Here is a 24,656-nt window from a genome sequence, read left to right as displayed (position 1 = left end):
AAGCCGCCCAAGAGTTCGATCAAATTGATGGCGATGGGGCATTACTGTTTTTTGTCATGTTCCAGGAACGTTTGCCGACTACTTTTGGAGTGACTACCTCGGCCCATCATGCACCCTCAGGGATCGCCCTTTCATGCCGCAAGAACAGGCCACGCGCTACCCCATTGTGTTGGTGCCCGGGTTGCTGGGCTTTGTGAAGCTCGTGGTTTATCCGTACTGGTTCGGTATCGTGCCAGCGTTGCGTCGGGGTGGCGCGCAGGTGATCCCGGTCATGGTCTCGGCGGTCAACTCCACCGAGATTCGCGGCGAGCAGTTGCTGGCCCGCGTGCAGGAAATTCTTGAGCAAACCGGAGCCGCCAAGGTCAACCTGATCGGTCACAGTCAGGGTGCGCTGACCATCCGCTACGTCGCTGGCGTGCGCCCGGACCTGGTCGCGTCGGTCACTTCCATTGCGGGTCCCAATCACGGCTCCGAACTGGCCGATTACCTTGAAGAGCACTTCCCGTCGCATACGATAAAAGGGCGTGTGGTCAACGCTGCCATTCGCGTCACCACGCTCATCACCGGTGCGCTCGACACCGGTTATCGCGGCACTCGGCTGCCCGTGGATGTCGACGCTGCGCACCACTCCCTCACCACCTGCGGGGTTGCGCGATTCAACCTGCGATTCCCTCAGGGGCTGCCCAAAAACTGGGGCGGGGAGGGCGACGAAGAGGTGGCCGGGGTGCGTTATTACTCCTGGTCCGGAACGCTGCAAACAGGGCGCACCGACCGCGGCAAGAACCTCTTCGACAGCTCAAATCTTACCTGTCGAATATTTGCTCGCACGTTCACGAAAGAGCGAGGTCAATCTGATGGCATGGTCGGGCGTTTCAGTTCTCACCTTGGCAAAGTCATCGGCGATGACTATCCGCTCGACCATTTCGACATCGTCAACCAGCACTTCGGGCTGGTAGGCAAGGGAGCCGATCCCGTGAGGTTGTTCCTGGAGCATGCCGCGCGTTTGAAAGCCGCCGGTCTTTGACTTACTTAGCCGTTGTTCGTGATCAGTCGACCCGAGGGGTCGCGTAGGAAGTGATGCGATGAGCGATAAAGAGCTTTATGAAATCGAGTACACGTTGGCCGGTGAGCACCATGTCGATCTGATTGAAAACCTCGACGTGCCGATCATTGAAGTCGTGCACGAACTGGCCCTCAAGCACAACGTCGCTGTGGAAGATGACCCTTTTGATACCGGTGAAGACACCATCGGCCTGCCGCATGTGCTGGGCATTACCGATGTGTCGATTCACGCTGCGGAGGATCACGACAAAGCCTGATTGCCCGGTAAGTCGGGCAAGCAGCCTTAACTGATCGCGGCCTTGCGCAGCGGTGTGGTCCAGCGTTCTGCCAGGATCACCCCGCCCAGCGTCAGGGCACCGCCGATAAAGTGATAAGACGCCAGTTGCTCGCCGAGCGCGAGCGCGGCAACCAGCGCAGTCAGGATGGGCACCAGGTTGAAAAACAAGGTGGTGCGGCTGGGTCCGAGGATTGAAATCGCTTTCATCCACAGCAACGGCGCCAACATTGAGGTCGGAATGCACGCATAGAGCACCAATGGAATGTTGCTTGCGTTCAGGCCCGTCTTTGGCGAAATCACATACAGCGGAAACAGCGCGATGATCGCTACCAGTATCTGCAGGTACAGCAGCTGCAACGGCGGCATGCGTAGCTGCCATTTCTTGAGCAGCGTGCTGTAGGTTGCATACGCCAGCGTCGCAACCAGCATCATCAAGTCGCCGACGTTGACCCCATGGGCGATCAACGCACTCCAGCTGCCCTGCGACACCACCCACAGCACACCGGCAAATGACACGAACGCACCGACCAATGCGCCCGCAGTCAGCCTCGTACCAAGGCTGGCGATCGACATGCCCAACGTCATCACCGGCACCAGCGACAGAATGATCCCCATATTCGTGGCCGTGGTGATGTTTGCCGCGTAGTACGCCAGGCTTTGATAAATCGCCATACCCAGCACGCCCAGTACGACGACCTTGCCGAGGATCGGCTTGATCTGCGCGCGGTTACGCAGCACGGGCGCCAGCAGGAACGGCGTGAACAGCAACGCCGCCAGGACCCAGCGATAAAAACCGATCTCGGCGGGGAAAATACGCCCTGCCGCTGCTTTGGTGATGACGTTGTTGCCCGCCCAAATCATGACGGTGAGCAGTGGATAAAGGTATTGCATGACCGGACCGGCAGTTGAGTGAGGCGCCATTATCGGCCTGTCAGTCCGCACGTCCAGCGCAGGGAACGGCTTTTCAGAAATATGCAGCAACATTCTTTGGCTACACTCCTTTCAGAGCCATGCAAGGGCATGGCGCCTCAGGAGAATGGCGATGACGATGCTGCGTATCCCCTTGTTGGTCATGGGCTTGCTGTTGAGTGCCCAAGGTTTTGCCGCTACGGCCCAGCAAAACAAAATGACCACGTGCAACGCCGACGCCTCGGCGAAATCCCTGAAGGGCGATGAGCGCAAGGCGTTCATGAGCACGTGCCTCAAGGCTGCGCCCGCACCGGTTGCCACTCAGCAAGACAAGATGAAGACCTGCAACGCTACGGCCAGCACTCAGGCGCTTAAAGGCGATGCACGCAAGTCCTTCATGAGCGATTGTCTTAAAAAGAAATAAATTCGCGGATCGATTCCTGGCGCCAAAATGCGGCGCCGCCCCCTGCATTTTCTGCGATTGCGGCCGATGACCCCCTTAGCAATCGCAGCGTCCTCACGCTTGAGCCTTCAAGGGCTTTCGCGTCGCTGGTTCTCCACTCAGAACGCTGGCAGACTGCCCATCCTCCACGCCGCTCGTTTTGAGGCTGTATGCCAACGTTTTCGCCCCGTCAAGTGTATCTGGCCAGTTGCATTCTCGTGTTTGGCGGGTTGTTGCTGGTGCTGCCGCTCAACTTGTTGCCCAGTCTTTTGGCGGGCTTGCTGGTGTATGAATTGGTCGACATGCTCACGCCTCAGCTGCAGCGGCTGATCGCCGGCGAGCGTGCGCGTTGGCTCGCCGTGGCGTTGTTGGGCACGCTGGTGGTTACGGTGTTGGCCTTGTTGTTTGCAGGGGCGATCAGCTTTCTCCTGCATGAGGCGGAAAACCCCGGGGCGTCACTGGATAAATTCATGATTCTGGTGGACCGCGCGCGCGGTCAACTGCCGCCTTTCATCGATAACTATTTGCCAGCCAGCGCCACTGAATTTCAGGTGTCCCTGAGCGCCTGGCTGACCAAGCACCTCGGCGAACTGCAGCTGCTCGGCAAAGGCGCGGCGCATATGTTCGTCACGCTGCTGATCGGCATGGTCCTGGGCGCGATCATCGCCCTCCAACGCATCCCGGATGTCACCAAACGCAAGCCTTTGGCCGCCGCGCTGTTCGAGCGCTTGCACTTGCTGAGTCAGGCGTTCCGCAACATCGTCTTCGCTCAGATCAAAATTTCGCTGCTCAACACGGCATTCACCTCGATCTTCCTCGCGGTCATCCTGCCACTGTGTGGCGTTCACCTGCCGCTGACCAAAACGCTGATTGTGTTGACGTTCCTGCTGGGCTTGCTTCCGGTGGTGGGCAATCTCATGTCCAACACGCTGATTTTTATCGTCGGCATGTCGCTGTCAATCTGGGTGGCAATGGCGGCGCTGGGTTATCTGATCGTGATCCACAAGGTCGAGTACTTCCTCAACGCGCGGATCGTCGGCGGGCAGATCAGTGCCAAGTCGTGGGAGTTGCTGCTGGCGATGCTGATATTTGAAGCTGCGTTCGGCCTTCCCGGCGTGGTCGCGGGGCCGATCTATTACGCCTACCTGAAGAGCGAGCTGCGCAAGGCAGAGTTGGTTTAGCGAGGGCTTGGGTACATGGTTGGAACGGCGATTCGTTGCGGCCGCCTCGGGTAGAAGGTGTACCCCAATCCACTGCGGGCGCGAGCTCGGGTTAGAAGGTTTACCCCACTGTAGGAGCCGGCTTGCTGGCGAACGCGGTGTGTCAGGCAACTATGCGTGGTCTGGTCTGACGCAATTCGCGGGCAAGCGCGCTCCTACAGGTCCGTGCTGAGCTTGGGTACACGAGCGCGCTCCAGGGTTGGGTGTGGCAGGGGATGGCGAGTCCCCATGAATCAGCCGTAGCGCTTCTTCGCTTCGATGGCCAAACCGCTGCCGATGCTGCCGAAGATGTTGCCTTCAACGTGCCGGGCCTTGGGTAGCATTGCCGCGACGCTGTTGCGCAGGGCAGGGATGCCGCTTGAGCCGCCGGTGAAGAACACCGTGTCGACGTCGGCCACCCCAACGCCAGCATCGTTCAGCAGCTTCGTCACACTGTTGCGCACACGTTCAAGCAACGCATCGATCGACGATTCAAACAACTGGCGGGTCAGGTCGACGCTCAGGCCGGGCTCCACGCGGTCCATCAGCACCAGGCGACTGTCTGCCTGAGTCAGCTGGATCTTGGTTTCTTCGACTTCCATCGCCAGCCAGTGACCGGCACGTTGTTCGATCAGCTTGAACAGACGGTCGATGCCCTGCGTGTCTTCGATGTCGTAACGCATGCTGCCCAGGGCCAGCTGCGATTTTTGCGAGTACACCGAGTTGATCGTGTGCCAGGTCGCCAGGCTCATGTGCGTGCTGGTCGGCATGTAGGCGCCGCTTTTCATCCGGCTGCCGTAACCAAACAGCGGCATCACGCCCTGCAGGCTCAGCTGCTTGTCGAAGTCGGTACCGCCGATGTGTACGCCGCCGGTGGCGAGGATGTCGCTGTGGCGATCGTCAACCAGACGACGCTCCGGCGACAGTCGCACCAGCGAGAAGTCCGACGTACCGCCGCCGATGTCCACAATCAGGACCAGCTCTTCACGGTCCAGCGTCGACTCGTAATCGAACGCGGCAGCAATCGGTTCGAACTGGAACGACACGTCCTTGAAACCGATCTTGCGTGCGACTTCGGCCAGGGTGTCCTCGGCCTCCTGGTCAGCAGCGGCATCGTCATCGACAAAATGCACCGGTCGGCCCAGCACCACTTGATCGAAGGAGTGGCCCGCCGCCGCCTCGGCGCGCTTCTTCAGCTCACCGATGAACAGCCCGAGCAAGTCTTTGAAAGGCATCGCCGTGCCCAGCACGCTGGTGTCGTGCTTGATCAGCTTGGAGCCCAGCAGGCTCTTGAGCGAGCGCATCAGGCGGCCTTCGTAGCCCTCAAGATATTCGTGAAGCGCGAGGCGACCATAAACCGGGCGGCGCTCTTCGATGTTGAAAAACACAACCGATGGCAGCGTGATCTTGCCGTCTTCCAGTGCGATCAGTGTTTCCGTCCCTGGACGCAGCCAGCCGACTGTGGAGTTGGACGTGCCGAAGTCAATACCAAGGGCACGGGCCGGGGAAGGAGTGCTCATCTGCTTTACGTACCAGTCAAAAAAACGGCCGCGCAGTGTATGCGAGTGCGCGGCGGATGCGTAGCGCGAAACGTCGGTTTATCAGCCCCGGTGCATCTATTTCGCTCGTGTGGCTTGAACTGGGACTCCACGCCCCAATCTTGCAGGCAACTCTTAATGCTTTCGGCCGGTCCGCGCGGCGTTTCAACCCGCATGACCGCATGCCGATAACCTTGCAACGTTTAATGCATCCAGCGTTCACACCTGTAACCCGGTGCGGACTGGGCTGGATATTGCAGAAGTGGGTGACCGTCACATGGACTTCAAAGACTATTACAAGATCCTTGGCGTAGAGCCGACGGCGGACGATAAGACCATCAAGACCGCCTATCGCAAGCTTGCGCGCAAGTATCACCCCGACGTCAGCAAAGAGCCTGGCGCTGAGGATAAATTCAAGGAAGCCTCCGAAGCGTATGAAGCACTCAGCGATCCGGAGAAGCGTGCCGAATACGATGACATTCGCAAGTACGGCAGTCAGGGTCGCTTCCAGCCACCACCCGGCTGGCAGGGCCGTGGCGGCGCTGGCCAGGGATTTGGTGGCGGCGGATTCGAGAACGGCGATTTTTCGGACTTTTTCAGCTCCATCTTTGGCAACCGGGGTGGTCAGCAGGGCGGCCGGGCACAAAGCCCCGGACGTCGAGGGCAGGACGTGGAGATGGAATTGGCGGTGTTTCTGGAGGAAACCCTCTCCACCGAGTCCAAGCAGATCAGCTTCAAGGTGCCGCAGCACAGCGCCAATGGCCAACGCATGGCGGACATCACCAAGACGCTGAATGTGAAAATTCCGGCGGGTGTCACCGATGGCGAGCGCATCCGCCTCAAGGGGCAGGGCGCACCTGGCATTGCGGGCGGTGAGAAGGGCGATCTGTACCTGATCATTCGTCTGGCGCCGCACCCGATGTTCGACGTCGAGGGCCATGACCTGATCATTACGGTGCCCATTGCGCCTTGGGAAGCGGCGCTCGGGACCAAGGTCGCCGTCCCGACGCTGACTGGCAAGATCAACCTGACCATCCGCCCGGACAGTCAGAACGGCCAGCGCTTGCGCGTCAAAGGCAATGGTCTGCTGAACAAGCAGGGCCAGCGCGGTGACCTCTTCGCGCAAATCAAAATCGTCATGCCCAAGTCAACCGATGAAGCGACCAAAGTGCTGTGGGAGAAGCTGGCCGCGCAGGCCGCCTTCGATCCGAGGGCCCAATGGAGTAACTGATCATGAGCGACACCCTGGTCATCGACATGCAGGAGTTCTGTGAGGTGGTCGGCATGCCGGCCGCTTTTGTCATCGAGATCGTCGAACACGGCATTCTCGAACCCCAGGGAAGGCGTCCGGATGAGTGGGTATTTGACGGTGCGTCGCTGTCGATTGCCAAGCGTGCGGTCAGGTTGCATCACCAGTTGCAGCTGGAATGGGATGGCGTTGCCCTGGCGTTGAACCTGCTGGAAGAGCTTGAGCGGGTGAGGGCGGAAAACCGCATGCTGAAGCAGCGGTTGGGGCGGTTTCTCGACTGACATGCTCTTGCACATCGTAGGAGCCGGCATGCTGGCGAATGCGTTGCAGCAGCTGCAACGCAAGTGACTGACCAAACGGGTTCGCCAGCAAGCCGGCTCCTACAGAGTTGCACCTCATTGCACAGCGCAGTCGCCGCCAAATGATCTCAAAGACTTGGGCATCGCCTCCGGCCAATTCAGACCCTTGTTCGGTCCTTGGCCGGTATCGGCTCAAAGGGTTTGCATCTCTACCCTTTCTTGGGCAGCTCAACGGTGAACGTTGTGCCGTCGCCGACATTTGACACCACGGTGATGCTGCCCTCGTGGGCGTTTACCACTTCCTTGACGATGTACAAGCCCAGCCCCAGGCTTGTGGAAGGGTTGTGAATACCGGCTTTTTCGTTAGCCGAGCGCACCAGCGGGTCGAAGATGCTGCCGATGGCCTCTTGCGCAATCGGCTCGCCGTCGTTATGCACTGAAAGCCGGACGTGGTTGTCTTCGCCCGTCAGGGTTACGGTCACCTGACGCGTCGCCGCGCCATGCTGCAAGGCGTTGCCGATCAGGTTTTGCAGCAACTGCGAAATACGTGCTTCGTCCCACTCGCCACGGGTGTCACCTGTGGTCGTGAACACTGCGTTGCAGTCTGGCTGTCCGGCCGTCGCCGCATCGATGGCTTCGCGGCAGGCCAGGGTCATTTCCATCGGCTTGCGATCCACTGGCAATGTCACGCCCAGGCGGCTGCGGACGAACTCCAGCAGATCGCTGATCATCGTCCCCATCAACAAACTGCTGCTCTTGATGCGTTTGATGTACGCAAGCTCTGCGTCCGCCAGTACGGTCTTGCGCAGCAATACTTCGGATGACATGCCGATGGCTTGCAGGGGAGCACGCAAATCATGGCCGAGGATGGCGAGGAAGATGTCGCGCGAGCGCGTCACGCGTTCGGCGTATGCCGCTGTGGACTCGGCCAGTGCTTCATCGATGGCCTCGTTGAAGCGGATCATGTCCGTCAAGTGACTGGCTTGAGGCTCCGACTGGCTTTCAGCCCAGAACCGCACGACGGTGGCGCGCAGATGACGGAATTCGGAGGTCATCTGCACCAGATCAAATCCGACGATATGCCGCAGTTCGCCGTGGCTGGCGGCAGCCTGATCCAGAGTTGGGGTCTTGCCGATGTCTTCGCCCTGAGCCTTGGCGATGCGCTCGGCCTTGGTCTGCGCGGTGTTCATGTCGCGCGCTGCTGCCAGCAGGATCGCCCCGGCGTGGTCGCGCAGCTCCAGCGAACTCATCGCATGGGCTGCAGGCGTCAGGGTTGCCGCGAACCGTTCCCACTCATCGACGATGCGGTCCACGTTCTGAACGATAAAGTCCGAAAGACGCATGGGGAACTACCTTGCTGGCGGAGCGCTGATTAAGAGCGCGCATAGTACCGCCATGTTGTTGCAGGAAGCATCACGCATTTGCGCGCGCTTCCTTTTTGAGTCGGCTTGCCGTCCAGTTGGAGGGCTGTCAGGCAGCAAACACATTCCCGAGCGTTGATTCGCCCTTAAAACAAAAAATACCGCTGCGCCATCGGCAGGACGTCGGCCGGCTCGCACCACAACAGCACGCCGTCGGCCTTGACCTGATACGTCTGCGGGTCGACGTCGATGTTGGGCAGGTAGTCGTTGTGGATCAGATCCGCCTTGGTCACATTGCGGCAGCCCTTGACCACACCGATCTGTTTCTTCAGCCCCAGTTGTTCCGGAACGCCGGCATCGAAGGCTGCCTGGCTGATGAAGGTCAGGCTGCTGGCGTGCAGCGAGCTGCCGTAGCTGGCGAACATCGGACGGTAATGAACCGGCTGCGGGGTCGGAATCGAGGCGTTTGCGTCGCCCATCAGGCTGGCGGCGATCGAGCCACCTTTGAGGATCAGCGTGGGTTTTACCCCGAAGAACGCCGGACGCCAGAGCACCAGGTCTGCCCATTTACCCACTTCGACCGAACCCACTTCGTGGCTGATGCCGTGAGTGATGGCCGGATTGATGGTGTACTTGGCGATGTAGCGTTTGGCGCGGAAGTTGTCGTTGCCTTCGCCGTCACCCGGCAATGCGCCGCGCTGGCGTTTCATTTTGTCGGCGGTTTGCCAGGTGCGCATGATCACCTCGCCAACCCGGCCCATGGCCTGGCTGTCGGAGCTGAGCATCGAGAACGCGCCCAGGTCATGCAGGATGTCTTCGGCGGCAATGGTCTCGCGGCGGATGCGGCTTTCGGCGAACGCGACGTCCTCGGCGATGCTGGGGTCCAGGTGATGGCAGACCATCAACATGTCCAGGTGCTCGTCGATGGTGTTGCGGGTGAACGGGCGGGTCGGGTTGGTCGAGCTGGGCAGCACGTTGGCAAAGCCGCACGCCTTGATGATGTCCGGTGCATGGCCGCCACCGGCGCCTTCGGTGTGGTAGGTGTGGATGGTGCGGTTCTTGAACGCCGCCAGCGTGGTTTCGACGAAGCCGGATTCGTTCAGGGTGTCGGTGTGGATCGCCACCTGAACGTCATACTCATCGGCGACGCTCAGGCAGTTGTCGATGGCCGCAGGCGTCGTGCCCCAGTCTTCGTGCAGCTTGAGGCCGATGGCCCCGGCCTTGACCTGCTCGATCAGCGGCTCGGGCAGGCTGACGTTGCCCTTGCCGGTAAAGCCGATGTTCATGGGGAATGCCTCGGCGGCCTGCAACATGCGCATCATGTGCCACTTGCCGGGCGTTACCGTGGTGGCGTTAGTCCCCGTCGCCGGGCCGGTGCCGCCGCCAATCATGGTGGTGACGCCGCTCATCAGCGCTTCTTCGATCTGCTGCGGGCAGATGAAGTGGATGTGCGTGTCGACGCCGCCGGCGGTCAAGATCATGCCTTCGCCCGCGATGATTTCGGTGGCGGCACCGATGGCGATGGTCACGCCGGGCTGGATGTCCGGGTTGCCGGCCTTGCCGATGGCTGCGATGCGCCCGTCCTTGAGGCCAACGTCGGCTTTGACGATGCCCCAGTGATCGACGATCAGCGCGTTGGTGATCAGCGTGTCGACTACGTCGGCGGCGACGCCCTGACCCTGACCCATGCCGTCACGGATGACCTTGCCGCCTCCGAACTTCACCTCTTCGCCATAAACGGTGAAGTCCTTCTCTACCTCGATCCACAATTCGGTGTCCGCCAGACGCACACGGTCGCCGACGGTGGGGCCGAACATATCGGCGTAGGCTTGCCTGGAAATTTTCATCTGTTCGCCTTGAATTCAATGGATTCTGAAACCGCTCGCGGTGCTCGCTTTCGCTGCCGTCGTAACCTCCGTGAGCTCCTACAGGGCGTGTCGCGCTACAAATTCCCCATCACCCGTCCGGCAAACCCGAAAACCCGCCGCAACCCGGCGAGGTCCACCAGCTCCACTTCCCGTGCCTGCCCGGGCTCGAAGCGCACGGCGGTGCCGGCCGGGATGTTCAGGCGCATGCCTCGGCTGGCGGTGCGATCAAACGTCAGGGCGTCGTTGGTTTCGAAAAAATGAAAGTGCGAGCCGACCTGAATCGGCCGGTCACCGCTGTTCGCAACGCTGAGGGTGATGGTGCGCCGATCGACGTTGAGTTCGATGTCACCGGGCTGGATCTGGTATTCACCAGGAATCATTCGCTCTTCCTCGACAGTAACTTGTAATAAATGGCCGTGGCCTTGTATTCGCCATCGGGATTACAGGCGTAGTCCGGCAGCAGACCGGACAGCTCGTACCCCAGGGCGCGATAGAAATCCTCGGCATCGGAGCCCGCCAGGGTGTCCAGGTACACAAGCCCGCGCTGATGCTGCTGCGCCGCCAACTCCACGGCTGTCATCAACTGCGTGGCCAGGCCGCGCCGACGCGCCTGATTCAAGACCAGCAATTTCTGCACCTCGGCGCGGTTAAGGCCATTGGCTTTCTGGCACAGCACCAGTTGCACCGTTGCAAGCACATGCTCTTCCTCGGCCACGACCCACAGCAGCAGATTGCCTTGCTCGACCTCGCCCTTGACGGCGTCCCACCACTGGGCAGCTTCCTCGGCGCCGAGACCCGCCATGAACCCCACCGAGGCGCCGTGTTGGACTGCGTCCAGCAATAGCGATACGAGACCAGGGCGATAGTGCGCGAAACTTTCTGACGTGACCCGGCGCAGGTGAGCGGCATTCATGGGGCGAGATCCTTTCGTTAGTGAAACTCAAGCGTTGGGCGTGATGCCGGGCGCCTGAGAGGGTGGCGCCGTAGCTCCGGGCGACAGATCCAGCTGCATGAACGTCAGGTCCAGCCACCGCCCGAACTTGGCGCCGACCTGCGGCATCTGCCCCGTGGTGATAAAGCCCTCGCGCTCGTGCAGGTGAATCGACGCTGCATTACCACTTTCAATGGCCGCCACCATCATGTGCTTGTCGCAGCGGCGGGCACGTTCGATCAGCGCTTTCATCAGCAGCGGCCCCAGCCCGTTGCCGCGTTGATCGGCCCGCACGTACACCGAATGCTCGACGGTGTGGCGAAACCCTTCAAACGGTCGCCAGTCGCCGAAGGACGAGTAGCCCAGCACCTGATCACGCTCATCGACCGCCAGCAAAATCGGATAGCCCTGAGTCTGCCGCAACGCAAACCAGCCTTCGCGGTTGGCAAGGTCCACTGGCTGCTCGTTCCAGATGGCCGTGGTGTTAAGCACTGCGTCGTTGTAGATGTCCAGCACGGCAGGCATGTCAGTCAGCAGTGCGTCACGAATCGAATACGTCATGTTCGTTTTCACTAGTTGTTAGGTTGTCCAGGTCAGGCGATGGGCTGATGCACAGTGACCAGCTTGGTGCCATCCGGAAAGGTGGCCTCGACCTGGATTTCCGGGATCATTTCCGGAATGCCTTCCATCACCTGGTCGCGGGTCAGCAGAGTGGTGCCGTAATGCATGAGGTCGGCCACGGTCTGGCCGTCGCGTGCGCCTTCAAGCAGGGCGGCAGAGATGAAGGCCATGGCCTCCGGATAATTGAGCTTCAAACCGCGTGCCAGCCGTCGCTCGGCAACCAGGCCTGCGGTGAAGATCAGCATCTTGTCTTTTTCGCGTGGGGTGAGATCCATGGGGCTTCCGTTTTTAAGTTCCGAATAGAGAAATCGCTGCAACCGCCGTTGTAGGAGCGTGCTTGCTCGGGAATCGGGCAACGCGGTCCATCAGGTGCTCCAGATCCTCGGTGCCACCGCTTCCCGGCCCAGCAGGGCAGGGCGCAGCAGTTTCCATAATTCGATCAGCCACGCCCGGGCGTGCAGCGCTTCGTCCGCCAGGCAACGGGCAATGATCAGCCCGGGCAACTGGCTAAGGTCCCCGCGCACAGGCGAATGCTCAGCCAGTTCGCCGCAGCGTTCCATTAACTCGGGGTCAATGTCGCCGGTCACGATCAGCGTGGCAAACACCGGTTTGCCATCCAGGCCGATCGGTGAGTCGAGCAGCCCGTCGTTGCCCACGACGCGCTGTCGCTCGTGCCACAACAACCTGCCGTCGCGCCGAATATCCAGATGCGCCTGAAAGTGCCCCTGATCGAAACGCTCGCCGCTTGCAGGCCGGCCCAGCGCGACCACGTCCCAATAGAACAGTCGAGCGTCGCCCTGCAGATTAATCCGCGTGGTCAGTTCAGCCTTGGCCTCGCTGAAGACGATGGTCTCCTGCGGCAGCCACTCCAGCGTACCGCCGCTCGCGACGCTGAGTTCAAGCTGTTGATAGGCCGGGCCGGCTGCGCGATACCACTTTGCCGCACCGGGACTGGTCAGTTGTGCCCACGCGTTGGCGCCGACGCTGACATCGATGTCGAGCCGATCGCCACCCGCGATGCCGCCCGGCGGATGAACGATGATGTGCTGACAGACCTGCGGACCTTCGGCGTACAGATGCTTTTGCACGCGCAACGGACCTTTGTGGCGGCGTTGCGTTGGCCGCGTGCTATCACCGAAGCGCCCGTACGCCAGCTCCAGCTCGGCGTGCCAACTGGGCGTGAACAGGGCGGTGTGGGCAGGAAGATTCATAGGTCGACTGTCATGTTCGTGAAGGTTCGTACCTTAGCTGATCGGCGCATCAAATGGTGACCAGGCCCCTGACGCCTTCAGTCTCCATGTTTTCGCCGCGGCCCTGCTGCACGATCTCGCCGCGTGACATGACGATGTACTGGTCCGCCAGTTCGGCGGCGAAATCATAGAACTGCTCTACCAGCAGAATGGCCATATCACCCCGGGCAGCGAGCTTCTTGATCACGGCGCCGATCTCTTTGATCACCGACGGCTGAATGCCTTCGGTGGGCTCGTCAAGAATCAGCAGGCGCGGACGGCTGGCCAGGGCCCGTCCAATTGCCAGTTGCTGTTGCTGCCCGCCGGACAGATCGCCGCCACGGCGATGTTTCATCTGCAGCAACACCGGGAACAGCTCGTAGATGAACGCCGGCACTTCTTTGGCTTGCGAGCCCGGAAACCGCGACAGCCCCATCAACAGGTTTTCCTCGACGGTCAGCCGCCCGAAAATCTCCCGCCCCTGGGGCACGTAGGCGATCCCGGCATGCACGCGCTGATGCGGCTTGAAACCGGTAATCGGCTTGCCTTCCCACTGCACCACGCCTTCTTTGGCAGGCAGCAGCCCCATCAGAACTTTCAGCAGCGTGGTCTTGCCCACGCCGTTGCGACCGAGCAGGCACGTGACTTCGCCGATGTTCACGTCAAACGACAGACCGCGAAGAATATGGCTGCCGCCGTAGAACTGATGCAGCTTATTAACGGTTAGCAATTTGATTTCCTCGGATTCATCAGCTGCAAGCTGCAAGAAAAAGCGTTCGTTCCTCACAAGCTGTAAGCCCCAAGCTTCAAGCTGTAAGGAAAAGCCGATCGGAGTGCGCGCTTCTAGCTTGCCGCTAAAAGCTTGCCGCTCGGCGGTTCACCGTCCCAGATACACCTCAATCACCCGTTCATCCGCCTGCACGTGTTCTAGCGATCCTTCTGCCAGCACGCTGCCCTGATGCAGTACGGTGACGTGGTCGGCAATGGTGCCGACGAACCCCATGTCGTGCTCGACCACCATCAGCGAATGCTTGCCCGCCAGGCTTTTGAACAGCTCGGCGGTGAATTCGGTTTCGGCGTCGGTCATGCCCGCCACCGGTTCATCGAGCAGCAGCAATTGCGGATCCTGGACCAGCAACATGCCGATCTCCAAAAACTGCTTCTGCCCGTGGGACAACAGCCCCGCCGGGCGTGACATCGACGACGTCAGGCGAATGGTTTCCAGGACCTCATCGATGCGGTCGCGCTGTTCGCCGCTAAGCTTGGCCCGCAGGCTGGCCCACACGGACTTGTCGGTTTTCTGCGCCAGCTCCAGGTTTTCGAACACGCTCAGCGCTTCGAACACCGTGGGCTTCTGAAACTTGCGGCCAATCCCTGCCTGAGCAATCTGTACTTCGCTCATCTTGGTCAAATCCAGGGTTTCACCAAACCAGGCTCGCCCATGGCTAGGGCGAGTCTTGCCTGTGATCACGTCCATCAGCGTGGTCTTGCCTGCGCCATTGGGGCCGATGATGCAACGCAGTTCACCCACGCGGATGTACAGGTTGAGATCGTTGAGGGCTTTGAAACCATCGAAACTGACGCTGATGTCTTCCAGCGTGAGGATGGTGCCATGCAGCGTGTTCAGCCCTTTGCCAGCGACCTGCCCGAGGCCGATGGCCTCGCGGCTGGTACCAGCGTCACTGTTGGGGTGCAGCATCGGATCCAGCACCGGATCGAATGCGGGCGTCGGAGTGCTTTTCATTGTTCGCCCCTTTTTTTGATCAGGCCGATCACGCCTTTGGGCAGCCACAGCGTCACGACGATAAACAGCGCGCCGAGAAAGAACAGCCAGTATTCGGGGAACGCCACGGTGAACCAGCTCTTCATGCCGTTCACCAGTCCGGCGCCGAGCAGCGGCCCGATCAACGTCCCGCGCCCACCCAGTGCTACCCACACCGCCGCTTCGATGGAGTTGGTCGGCGACATTTCGCTCGGGTTGATGATGCCGACCTGCGGCACATACAACGCCCCCGCAAGGCCACACAGCACTGCGCTCAATACCCACACGAACAGCTTGAAACCGCGCGGGTCGTAGCCGCAGAACATCAGGCGGTTTTCCGCGTCGCGCACAGCGGTCAACACGCGACCGAATTTACTGCGCGCCAGCCGCCATCCCACGAAGAGACTGCCGACCAGCAACGCTACCGTGAGCAAAAACAACACCGCGCGGGTGCCTTGGGAGGTGATGCTGAAACCCAGAATGCTGCGGAAGTTGGTGAAGCCGTTATTGCCGCCAAAGCCGGTTTCGTTGCGAAAAAACAGCAGCATGCCGGCGAAGGTCAGGGCCTGGGTCATGATCGAGAAATACACGCCCTTGATCCGCGAGCGGAAGGCGAAGAAGCCGAACACCAGCGCCAGTAATCCCGGCGCCAGCACCACCAGGCACATGGCCCACAGGAAATGCTGAGTGCCGACCCAATACCAGGGCAACTCGGTCCAGGAAAGGAACGTCATGAATGCCGGCAGGCTGTCGCCCGACGCTTCGCGCATCAGGTACATGCCCATCGCATAGCCGCCCAGCGCGAAGAACAGGCCATGGCCCAGCGACAACAGCCCGGCGTAGCCCCAGACCAGGTCCAGCGCCAGCGCGACAATCGCGTAACAGAGAATCTTGCCTACCAGCGTCAGCGTGTAGGCCGAGACCTGCAGGCCGTTGCTTTCTGGCAGCAGGGACAGCAACGGCAGGGTGATCAGCAGGGCAAGGATCACCACGCCAACCGAGACCGTGATTTTGGTGCCGGCGCGTTGCGCGGCAGTGACCATCAGTGGCTGATTCATCAATCGATCACCCGTCCTTTGAGTGCGAAAAGGCCTTGCGGACGTTTCTGAATGAACAGAATGATCAACGCCAGGATCAGGATCTTGCCCAGCACCGCGCCGATCTGCGGCTCAAGAATTTTATTAGCGATGCCCAACCCGAACGCTGCCATGACGCTGCCGGCCAGTTGACCGACGCCACCGAGCACGACCACCAGGAAGGAGTCGATGATGTAGCTCTGGCCCAGATCAGGGCCGACGTTGCCGATCTGACTCAGCGCCACGCCGCCCAGCCCGGCGATGCCGGAGCCAAGCCCGAAGGCCATCATGTCGATGCGGCCGGTAGGCACACCGCAGCAGGCTGCCATATTGCGGTTCTGGGTCACGGCGCGAACGTTCAGGCCCAGGCGCGTCTTGTTCAGCAGCAGCCAGGTCAGCACGACCACGAACAGGGCGAAGCCGATGATGACGATGCGGTTATACGGCAGCACCAGATTGGGCAACATTTGAATGCCGCCTGACAGCCATTCCGGGTTGGCCACCTCGACGTTCTGTGCGCCGAACACCACGCGAATCAGTTGAATGAGCATCAGGCTGATGCCCCAGGTCGCCAGCAATGTTTCTAGGGGGCGGCCATACAGATGACGAATGACCGTGCGTTCCAGCGCCATGCCGATGCAGGCGGTGACGAAAAACGCCACCGGCAGCGCCACCAGTGGATAGAACTCGAGGGCGCCGGGCGCGTAGCGTTGAAACATGAGCTGCACGACGTAAGTGGCGTAGGCGCCGAGCATCAGCATCTCGCCGTGGGCCATATTGATTACGCCGAGCAGACCGAAGGTGATCGCCAGTCCGAGGGCGGCCAGCAGCAGAATCGAGCCCAGCGACAGACCCGCAAAGGCCTGGCCCAGGATTTCGCCGAACATCAATTTGCGCTTGACCTGCGCCAGGCTGGTTTCAGCCGCCAGGCGCACGGCCGGGTCGGTTTCTACGCTGGGTTCGAGCAGGGTTTCCAGACGCGTGCGGGCCAGCGGATCGCCGGTTTCGCCCAGCAGGCGTACAGCGGCGAGCCGTACGGTAGGACTGACGTCGACCAGTTGCAGATTGGCCAGTGCCAGATTCAATGCTGCATGAACGCTGTCGTCCTGTTCGCTTGCCACCTGCTGCACCAGCAGCGGCAACTGCGCCGGACGTGCGCTTTTTTGCAGGGTTTGCGCAGCGGCCAGACGCACCGTGGGGTCGGCAGCCAGCAACTGATGGCTGGCCAATGCAGTGTCAATCAGACCGCGAAGGCGGTTGTTCAGGCTGATGGGCTGGGGCTCGTCGGGGCTGGGCGCATCGGCGAGCGCTGGAGCCTGCGGGTCGACGGCAATGAAGCGGTCGCCGTTCTGGATGAACGCCCGGTTGCTGCTGTCGGCGGCGACGCGGCCATCCTGCAGGGCAATCAGCAACTCGACCCGCGCCGGATCAGGTTTGGCCGCCCAGGCTTCCAGCAGCTGTGCGCGCTCGGAGGAGGGGGCCGCGACAAAGTCACCGGCTTCGCTGGCATGAGCGGCGAAGGGCAGCCACAGGCACAGCGCGAGAAAGAGGTGGTGGAGGTATTTGGGCATATCGAGTCCTGAGAACACCCGCATGACGCAATGTCCTGCGAGGAACCGTAGAGATAGGTTCAGCCGGGCATTTCACCCGACCGTTCACCCTGTTTTCCTTAGTTGCTCTTCACCGCGTAGTCAGGCTTTTTGTCGTTGCCTGGAATGAACGGGCTCCACGGCTGGGCGCGGATCGGCTCTTTGGTCTGCCAGACCACGTTGAACTGACCGTCAGCCTTGATCTCGCCAATCATCACTGGCTTGTGCAGGTGGTGGTTGGTCTTGTCCATCGTCAGCGTGAAGCCGGACGGCGCGGCAAAGGTCTGGCCGGCCATGGCTTCGCGGACTTTATCCACATCGGTGGATTTGGCTTTCTCGACCGCCTGCGCCCACATGTGGATACCCACGTACGTGGCTTCCATAGGGTCGTTGGTCACGGCTTTGTCGGCGTTCGGCAAGTTGTGCGCCTTGGCATAGGCTTTCCAGTCGGCCACAAACTTGGTGTTGACGGGGTTCTTCACCGACTCGAAGTAGTTCCAGGCGGCCAGGTTGCCCACCAGCGGCTTGGTATCGACGCCGCGCAATTCTTCTTCGCCCACCGAGAACGCTACCACCGGCACGTCAGTGGCTTTGAGGCCCTGGTTACCGAGCTCTTTATAGAACGGCACGTTGGAATCGCCATTGACGGTCGAGATGACGGCTGTCTTGCCGCCTGCAGAGAACTTCTTGATGTTCGCCACGATGGACTGGTAATCGCTGTGGCCAAACGGGGTGTAGACCTCTTCGATGTCCTTGTCGGCAACGCCTTTGGAGTGCAGGAACGCGCGCAGAATCTTGTTGGTGGTGCGCGGGTACACGTAGTCAGTGCCAAGCAGGAAGAAGCGCTTGGCTGCGCCGCCGTCTTCACTCATCAAGTACTCAACCGCAGGGATCGCCTGCTGGTTAGGCGCAGCGCCGGTATAGAAGACGTTGGGTGACATCTCTTCACCCTCGTACTGCACCGGGTAGAACAGCAAGCCATTCAATTCCTCAAACACGGGCAACACCGACTTGCGCGATACCGACGTCCAGCAGCCGAACACCACCGCGACCTTGTCCTGAGTCAGCAGCTGGCGGCCCTTCTCTGCAAACAACGGCCAGTTCGACGCGGGGTCGACCACCACCGGCTCCAGCATCTTGCCGTTCACGCCACCCTCGGCGTTGATCTCATCGATGGTCATCAGCGCCATGTCCTTGAGCGACGTCTCGGAGATGGCCATGGTGCCGGACAAAGAATGCAGAATGCCGACCTTGATGGTCTCGGCCGCCTGCGCGGTCCAGGTCAAACCCATCGCTGCGATCGATGCAGACAAAGTGAACGCTTTCAGCAAACTACGACGCTTCATTGGCTAGCTCCATTCTTTGATTTTTTTGGATGACCGCGGTTGGCAGTGCAGAGGTTGGGTCTGCTTAGGCTTTAGCAAAGGCTGGGCCAAGGCTGCGCGGGTCGCAAAATGGAATGAAAACGTCGCCTGCGGGAGGGGCTGCGCACCAATCTGGACCGACCTGGGATCATTGGTGCGCGAGCCCGCGCTCAACTGGTGCGAGCGCATTGAAGACGAGGAGGCAAGGCGGCCTACCTCACAAACAGCTCGCGTTCGCCGTTGAATAGATCGAAGGTTTCATAAGGGATCCTGTCAGGGGCGGTGAAATACGCGAATGCCTGCCCGCCCACTTCGCGAAAGGCGCTGAGCTGCAGTCGGGTGCCGGGAGGGATAGCGACATGATCGGGGAGAAAGTTCGAAAACATATTTTGCTTCGGCACCGTTGGCGCAAAGATGAAAAACACCGGGTGCGAACCAGGCGGTGCTTGTTCGGTCACAAAGCCGTCCAGACTCCAGCGCGCGGCATTGGCGCGACTGATTGAGGCCGACTGCACGCCCGCGTCCGCGAACACTGCACCCAGCTCGCTGCGTAAGCGCAGCAGGCCCTCGTCGGTCACGCGCGCGGCGCGAAATGCATCGCCTTTCCAGCGCCTCAACCGATAAAACTGCTCCAGAAACTGCTGCGTCTCGGGTGTGCGCGCACCGCTTCTCAATAGCCTGTTGATTGAGGCCGAGCCGCCTTCAATGTAGTCGAGCATTTCGGGATACAGCTCTGCTTTGGCGCCTTGGGCAAGTGCGAGAAACCGGGGCTCATCCAGAGAAGCCTCCGCGAAGGATGCGCCTTGCGCCGCGGTCGGCCACCCTTTGAGCAGCAGCGCGAGCTCCTGCCGGGCTTGCCGATCGGTCTGCCGACTCAAGCGCACGATCGGTTGTGACGCCTTGCTCCAGATGCCCGTGCTTGAGCGAACCACGTATTCATCTTCATGGATCAGCAGGCCTGCATCTCGGGCGTAGCGTCGATACAGCCGTGAGTGGCCGAACAGATTGAAGCGCCGGGCCACGTATGCCTGGTCAGATCCCACGGATATTTCGATGAATCTGTCCGGGTCCATGCGGATGAGCATTCCGGACTCAACGAAGTAAGGTGTTCCTGCAGGCGAGAGCAAATAACCGATCTGCGTCTGCCCATTTCGGCCCGTGCGGCGAACCAGATGCGGGCGTCGCGTCAAAGTCAGTTGAGGGGCTTTTACGGCTGCAGCGCCTGCATGGCCCACGCCTGCAGCGAGCAAATAGCCTGCGGCGTTAATGAGTTCCTGAGCAGCTCCGTCCCAGTCGTTGTCATCGACCTTGTGAAAGGCGCTCCAGGCTTTTGCCAGGCCCAAGCCAAGTGCAAGCGGAATCATGACGGGGTCGGGTAACAAAATAAGTGAAACGCTTACGACCAGATCCAGCGTCTGAATGGATTCGCCCGCATCCGAGGGTTGCAGCAACCGCGATTTTACGTCGTCCTTCAACTGGCAGATCTTGTTTTCGAAAAGCTCGTCGATAAGGTCACGGCTCTGAGCCATGAACGCCACAGGTTTGAAAATGTGAGCTGGAACCGGAGGGGGGCCTCGTAGCGAGGTCATGAACTCCGGCAGGCTCCAGTGCTTCAGCCACTCGTTGTATTCGAGCATCACCCGGCCCAGTCCGCTACTGCCTGACGGCAGTAAGGTGGCCACGTAGGACTTGTGCGTCTCGCTCTCCAGAAATGCCCGTAACAAGTGGAACATGCTATCGAATGTCCGGAACACCACATTGTCCGGCGCGCTGGGCGTGCAAAGCACCAATGGCCCTCGCTCGAACATGCCCACGGGAGCAATAAGCATGACGTCCGGGATCTTCATCCCGCTGATGTGCAGCTGCCGCACCTCGAGCGTGGCCGAATCGAGGGCGTCGCGATTTCGCGCATCCAGGCTATCCATAACCGCTTTGATCCAGCCCACCCGGTTTTCAGGAAACCCGGTTTGCTGACTCTCGATGTACGCCATCCGCATCCGCGACAACAGCAACTGGCGGTGCTGGTGCTTCAACTGCACTGCGTATTCGCCATGATCGAAATGATCGGCAAGGTAGCGGTCCAGGTGCTCTGGCGACCCGATCCGCACCAGGAGCGCTTTAACCCAGTCACCTGACAAACCCGCTATCAGCCGATGACGCTCGTCGAGGACAACGACTTCACTGGCGTGCTCGATATTCGTGCGCAGCAGGTTGTCGCGGGCCCACTGAATCAGTGGGTGACTTTGCGAATACGTAGCCGTTTTCAGCGGCACCAGGGGGTAGAAGTTGGACAGCACGCTGCGGTGGTAAGTCGCCTGCACCTGGATCTGTTGGGGCGCCAGCTCGACAGCTTGTTCTTTGAGGGCTGAGGAAACCGTCGCATCAATGTAGGCAGCAATGACAGGAACGGTTGCAGAGAGGGGTGTTTCGAAGTGTTCTTGAGTGAGGCCCCGGATGCTGCGAATAGCCTGCCCGTACGACGTGGCGTAACGGGCCCACTCGGCGCGTTGGCGCTCAGTCATCTTTTGCCACTCGTCAGGCATCTGCTCACATACGGCATCGCAGTCCAGCTGACGGGCAATACGGTGATTGTCGAAAAGCTGATCCGAGTCCTGAAGATCAGATAACAGCCGGCTGAAAGAGTCCTGATCCATCCTCAGCGATTGCGCAGTGGCCATCGCATGGTCGAAGTCAGCGTACTGCTTGATGATTTGCGACGTCAGCAGGAGGCTCATGAACGAACGGGTCATGTTCAGCAACCGCCAGTGGACAGCTGGCGCTTCGTCCACCTCAGGAAACGCGAGTCCCGCCACGTCAGGGCGCTTGAGGTGGCTTAGTAGCCGATGGCGCTGCCCGGCGTCGGCGAGGCGGCGGTTAAGCGTTTCAGTAAGCTCTTTGAGGGAGTTAAATCTTTCCAGACTGTCCGCAGGCGTATAGAGAATGGCTTCACCCAGCGACTCGTCATCGCTGGCAGGAGTCTGGTCGCTACGCTGCTCGATAATCACGAAGGCGCCGGTCACCGGGTATACAGGACCGGCGGCGTTGCCTAATGACAGGTTGAACACCTCATGCTTCTGCGTGGGGGCGGCTGTAGTGTCCATGCTGTAATCCAGCGTGTCGTTAAGCATGCGGCATAGTTGCGTAGAAAACTGACCCAGTTCCACACGCATCTGAGCTTCCAGCTTGAGCATCTGGACCCGCTCCGCGATGAAATCGTCGCGGCGGGTTTTTCCCGAAGGCTGGATCTGCGTCCAGCACTCGACCAGCATCTTTTTGTATTGCTTTGGCAGCTGCTCCTTGATGAAGGCATACAGCGCAACCAAGGCGTTGCGGTCGAGCTCGCCGATGGGGGGCGTACCTGCAGGAGGCATGTCTGACCCGTAAAGTCCTGCGATCTCAATGTCCTCCCACTGAAAACGCCCGGTGAAACATTCCGTCACGCTGGCAAGCACGGGATAGCTGCGGATGATCGGGGGGGCACCAGGTTTTGCACTTCGCTTATGACAGACGAGGAAGGTGCTGGCGTACTCGAAGACGACGCCGGGATGGCTGCGGTGAAGGCAGTCCGCGAGCGTCTGCTCAACAAGTTGAGTGACGTCGGGCAACGTGAAAGGCGCCAGTGTGAAACTGTCGGCGGCGGACATGGGTGGGGCGGTAATGGCGATGGAGTTCATGGTGCCTGTTCATTGCATGAGGGATGACTCGCCGAACGAAATATTCAGCGATTCACGTCATGAAGTCAGGACGAGAGACAGGCGTCTGTAGGCATTGCCAGATATCGGCAAGTAGAGAGTTTGATCAGACGGGTAGGATGTTTCGCCGGGAAGACCCTGCTCAGGGAGCAGGGAAAAACAGGTGCGGAGCCTGAAACCCGAAATGAGGAGGAATTCATCACTAAACCACCCAAGAAAGGTTCCAGGCCCCGCGAGACGCAATCTAAGCTGTTGCCGCCGTTTTGGCAAAGCGCGAACGCACTATTCGATCGAGCAGCCACACCGCCAGCATTGAAACGCCAACCAGCGGGAATGCCGCTCCCAGCACGATCATCACCACGGTTGCGGTTTTCCAGCGGGGGAGATCGTGACGCAACGGCGGAACGCCGAAACCGTTTTGCGGGCGACGTTTCCACCAGATCACAATGCCGCTGACCGAACTCAACAGCACCATCAGGCAGATGAACAGAATCACCAACTGGTTTACCCAGCCATACATCTTGCCCTCGTGCAGCATCACGCCCAGTTCGGTCGCTTTGGATACCGTGCTGTAATCGCCGTAACGCACGTCCGCGAGGACCTTGCCGCTGTACTGGTCGATATGCAGGGTGGCGTCGTTGCGCGGGTCGTCCGCGAACACCGAAACGGTGAACACGCCGTCGGCGGTCTTGGGCTGGGTGATGCTGTAGCCCGGTTCGATTTGTCGGGCCCTGGCGATGTCCACCACTTGCTGAAGGGAAACAGCCGGTGCCGCTGGCCCGCTGGCCATGTGGCTGTGGTTCATGTGCGCGGCGTGATCCCCCGAAGACACCGGCATCGGTGTGTTTTCCATGGCCCATGGCACGGTCTGCACGCTTGCGCTGTTCAGTGCACCGGCTTGCTTGTCGGATTTGGGGACGTCATTCCACATGGCTGCCGGGAACGTATTCCAGAGGTCGGCGTAGGTTTTGCCCCATAAGCCGGTCCAGGTCATGCCGCTCAGAAGCATGAACAACAGCGCCACCGAACCCCAGAACCCGGTCACCGCATGCAGGTCGCGCCAGAGGATACGGCCTCGCGCGCCAATCCGAGGCCAGAGCACGCCAGCGGGCGAGCGACCTCGCGGCCACCACAGATACACGCCGGACACCACCAGCACGATGCCCCAGCCGGCCGCCAGTTCGACCAGCCGGTCACCTACGGTTCCGATCATCAGTTCGCCGTGCAGCTCGCGGGCCATGGCTTGCAGGTTGCTTTGGGCATCCTGATCACCCAGGACCGTGCCGCTGTAAGGGTCGACGAATACATTGAGTTCGCGGCCCTCCTTGCTGAGCACAAACTGCGCGCTGCCCTCGGCATTCAACGGCGGCAGGTATTTGCTCACCTGTGCCTGGGGATAAGCGGCCAACACACGCATTTGCTGTTCATCGGCAGTCAGCGAGTGGTGCGCAGGTTTGACCGTCAACAGGTCGCTGTACATCAGCGCATCGAGCTGCGGCTTGAACAGATACACGATCCCGGTAAGCGCCAGCAAAATCATGAAGGGTGCGACGAACAGGCCGGCATAGAAATGCCATCGCCAGGCCAGGTTATAAAACGACACATTGGGTTTGGACACGGTACAACGCTCCCGTCGGAGAAACACGGCGCAACGCGCTGGCGGTGAGAAGAGCCGCCAGCGGCTACGAGTCAATTTGCGATATCAGGCAACTGACGAGACGGGTGGCGCGCGACTGCGGGCGTGGGGGAATACGTGGCGTTGGGCATGCCCGTGTTGCGGGCCTTCGTTGTAGAAGTCCGCGGGTCTGGGCTGAACGGGTGCCGCGACAGCGATGGTCTTTGTGATCGCAGGGCAACTGAACAACAGCGTGCAGTAACCGCACTTGGCCCAGATAACATGGTCGACGCCTGCGGTTTGCTCGCTCTGGAAGTGACCGTCATGCGTGTCTGCACCCACGTCCATAGAGGCAGACATGTTCATTTCGCCGTGCATCGACATCGACATCGACATCGAGGCCGGTGCGGGCTTCGCCATGCCGCTGTGGTGCTCCATTGGCATGGATTGCGAGATCAGCGGGCCGACGAAAATCATCAGCATGGCGAACAGGCTCAGCCACGCGCCCTGAGATTTACGAGGGGCAAATGCGGAGCTGATGCGGATCGCGGGCAGGCGGCTCATGGGGCAGCG

Annotated in this window: 23 protein-coding genes; 6 read left to right on the top strand and 17 right to left on the bottom strand. The window is 60.3% G+C overall.

Annotated features, from left to right (window positions below):
* Nucleotides 1-133 precede the first annotated feature (133 nt).
* Together LT42_RS17495 and LT42_RS17490 are read left to right on the top strand one after the other, a co-directional pair.
* The gene (locus LT42_RS17495; protein WP_037015631.1) at nucleotides 134-1,024 is read left to right on the top strand and encodes an esterase/lipase family protein; all 891 of its coding nucleotides are present in this window, start codon (nucleotides 134-136) and stop codon (nucleotides 1,022-1,024) included.
* Between the two features lie 58 nt (nucleotides 1,025-1,082).
* Nucleotides 1,083-1,319: a hypothetical protein gene (locus LT42_RS17490; RefSeq protein ID WP_037015625.1), complete on the top strand. Its 237-nt coding sequence runs from the start codon at nucleotides 1,083-1,085 to the stop codon at nucleotides 1,317-1,319.
* Nucleotides 1,320-1,345: 26 nt separating this feature from the next.
* On the opposite strand, the gene LT42_RS17485 is transcribed toward LT42_RS17490, so the two are convergent.
* Entirely contained in the window at nucleotides 1,346-2,230 is an 885-nt protein-coding gene (locus LT42_RS17485; RefSeq protein ID WP_037017489.1) for a DMT family transporter, read from the bottom strand.
* Between the two features lie 151 nt (nucleotides 2,231-2,381).
* On the opposite strand from LT42_RS17485, the gene LT42_RS17480 reads away from it, so the two are divergent.
* Entirely contained in the window at nucleotides 2,382-2,672 is a 291-nt protein-coding gene (locus LT42_RS17480; RefSeq protein ID WP_037015622.1) for a PsiF family protein, read from the top strand.
* Between the two features lie 188 nt (nucleotides 2,673-2,860).
* Entirely contained in the window at nucleotides 2,861-3,871 is a 1,011-nt protein-coding gene (locus tag LT42_RS17475; protein ID WP_037015619.1) for an AI-2E family transporter, read from the top strand.
* A 272-nt stretch (nucleotides 3,872-4,143) separates the two neighbouring features.
* On the opposite strand, the gene LT42_RS17470 is transcribed toward LT42_RS17475, so the two are convergent.
* Nucleotides 4,144-5,409, bottom strand: coding sequence for an Hsp70 family protein (locus LT42_RS17470; RefSeq protein ID WP_037015616.1), 1,266 nt, complete (start codon nucleotides 5,407-5,409; stop codon nucleotides 4,144-4,146).
* A 295-nt stretch (nucleotides 5,410-5,704) separates the two neighbouring features.
* Between LT42_RS17470 and cbpA the strand changes: the two genes are divergently transcribed.
* Nucleotides 5,705-6,658, top strand: a complete 954-nt coding sequence (gene cbpA, locus LT42_RS17465; RefSeq protein ID WP_037015614.1) for a curved DNA-binding protein — start codon at nucleotides 5,705-5,707, stop codon at nucleotides 6,656-6,658.
* A 2-nt stretch (nucleotides 6,659-6,660) separates the two neighbouring features.
* Complete coding sequence (locus LT42_RS17460) at nucleotides 6,661-6,957, top strand: chaperone modulator CbpM (RefSeq protein ID WP_037015611.1); 297 nt, start codon at nucleotides 6,661-6,663, stop codon at nucleotides 6,955-6,957.
* Nucleotides 6,958-7,184: 227 nt separating this feature from the next.
* On the opposite strand, the gene LT42_RS17455 is transcribed toward LT42_RS17460, so the two are convergent.
* From LT42_RS17455 to LT42_RS17385, 15 genes are all read right to left on the bottom strand, one after another.
* Entirely contained in the window at nucleotides 7,185-8,318 is a 1,134-nt protein-coding gene (locus LT42_RS17455; protein ID WP_037015609.1) for a sensor histidine kinase, read from the bottom strand.
* Between the two features lie 164 nt (nucleotides 8,319-8,482).
* The gene (ureC, locus tag LT42_RS17450; RefSeq protein WP_037015606.1) at nucleotides 8,483-10,183 is read right to left on the bottom strand and encodes an urease subunit alpha; all 1,701 of its coding nucleotides are present in this window, start codon (nucleotides 10,181-10,183) and stop codon (nucleotides 8,483-8,485) included.
* Nucleotides 10,184-10,278: 95 nt separating this feature from the next.
* On the bottom strand, nucleotides 10,279-10,584 hold the full coding sequence (locus tag LT42_RS17445; protein WP_037015603.1) for an urease subunit beta: 306 nt from the start codon (nucleotides 10,582-10,584) through the stop codon (nucleotides 10,279-10,281).
* Nucleotides 10,581-11,117, bottom strand: coding sequence for a GNAT family N-acetyltransferase (locus LT42_RS17440; RefSeq protein ID WP_037015600.1), 537 nt, complete (start codon nucleotides 11,115-11,117; stop codon nucleotides 10,581-10,583). Before LT42_RS17440 ends, LT42_RS17445 begins: the two co-directional genes overlap by 4 nt.
* A 27-nt stretch (nucleotides 11,118-11,144) precedes the next feature.
* On the bottom strand, nucleotides 11,145-11,696 hold the full coding sequence (locus tag LT42_RS17435; RefSeq protein ID WP_037015598.1) for a GNAT family N-acetyltransferase: 552 nt from the start codon (nucleotides 11,694-11,696) through the stop codon (nucleotides 11,145-11,147).
* Between the two features lie 32 nt (nucleotides 11,697-11,728).
* Nucleotides 11,729-12,031 (bottom strand): urease subunit gamma, encoded by a 303-nt coding sequence (locus LT42_RS17430; protein WP_037015596.1) that lies wholly within the window; start codon nucleotides 12,029-12,031, stop codon nucleotides 11,729-11,731.
* A gap of 90 nt (nucleotides 12,032-12,121) precedes the next feature.
* Entirely contained in the window at nucleotides 12,122-12,967 is an 846-nt protein-coding gene (locus LT42_RS17425; protein WP_037015593.1) for an urease accessory protein UreD, read from the bottom strand.
* Between the two features lie 49 nt (nucleotides 12,968-13,016).
* Nucleotides 13,017-13,715, bottom strand: a complete 699-nt coding sequence (gene urtE, locus LT42_RS17420) for an urea ABC transporter ATP-binding subunit UrtE (RefSeq protein ID WP_037017486.1) — start codon at nucleotides 13,713-13,715, stop codon at nucleotides 13,017-13,019.
* A 147-nt stretch (nucleotides 13,716-13,862) separates the two neighbouring features.
* Nucleotides 13,863-14,729 (bottom strand): urea ABC transporter ATP-binding protein UrtD, encoded by an 867-nt coding sequence (gene urtD / locus LT42_RS17415; protein ID WP_037015591.1) that lies wholly within the window; start codon nucleotides 14,727-14,729, stop codon nucleotides 13,863-13,865.
* Nucleotides 14,726-15,805, bottom strand: a complete 1,080-nt coding sequence (gene urtC / locus LT42_RS17410) for an urea ABC transporter permease subunit UrtC (protein WP_037015588.1) — start codon at nucleotides 15,803-15,805, stop codon at nucleotides 14,726-14,728. The genes urtD and urtC overlap by 4 nt, the downstream gene beginning before the upstream one ends.
* Nucleotides 15,805-17,394, bottom strand: coding sequence for an urea ABC transporter permease subunit UrtB (gene urtB, locus LT42_RS17405; RefSeq protein ID WP_037015585.1), 1,590 nt, complete (start codon nucleotides 17,392-17,394; stop codon nucleotides 15,805-15,807). The genes urtC and urtB overlap by 1 nt, the downstream gene beginning before the upstream one ends.
* A gap of 98 nt (nucleotides 17,395-17,492) precedes the next feature.
* Nucleotides 17,493-18,758: an urea ABC transporter substrate-binding protein gene (gene urtA / locus LT42_RS17400; RefSeq protein WP_037015583.1), complete on the bottom strand. Its 1,266-nt coding sequence runs from the start codon at nucleotides 18,756-18,758 to the stop codon at nucleotides 17,493-17,495.
* Nucleotides 18,759-18,988: 230 nt separating this feature from the next.
* A complete protein-coding gene (locus LT42_RS17395) occupies nucleotides 18,989-22,450 on the bottom strand; it encodes a dermonecrotic toxin domain-containing protein (protein ID WP_037015580.1) in 3,462 nt (1,153 codons plus the stop codon).
* A gap of 262 nt (nucleotides 22,451-22,712) precedes the next feature.
* On the bottom strand, nucleotides 22,713-24,086 hold the full coding sequence (locus LT42_RS17390) for a PepSY-associated TM helix domain-containing protein (protein WP_037015577.1): 1,374 nt from the start codon (nucleotides 24,084-24,086) through the stop codon (nucleotides 22,713-22,715).
* Between the two features lie 84 nt (nucleotides 24,087-24,170).
* Nucleotides 24,171-24,647, bottom strand: coding sequence for a DUF2946 domain-containing protein (locus LT42_RS17385; protein WP_052075321.1), 477 nt, complete (start codon nucleotides 24,645-24,647; stop codon nucleotides 24,171-24,173).
* Between the last annotated feature and the right edge of the window lie 9 nt (nucleotides 24,648-24,656).

It is taken from the genome of Pseudomonas lutea (assembly GCF_000759445.1).
Classification (GTDB): Bacteria; Pseudomonadota; Gammaproteobacteria; order Pseudomonadales; family Pseudomonadaceae; genus Aquipseudomonas; species Aquipseudomonas lutea.
Note: the sequence above shows the minus strand (reverse complement) of the source record. Positions and strands in the feature narration are given on the sequence as shown.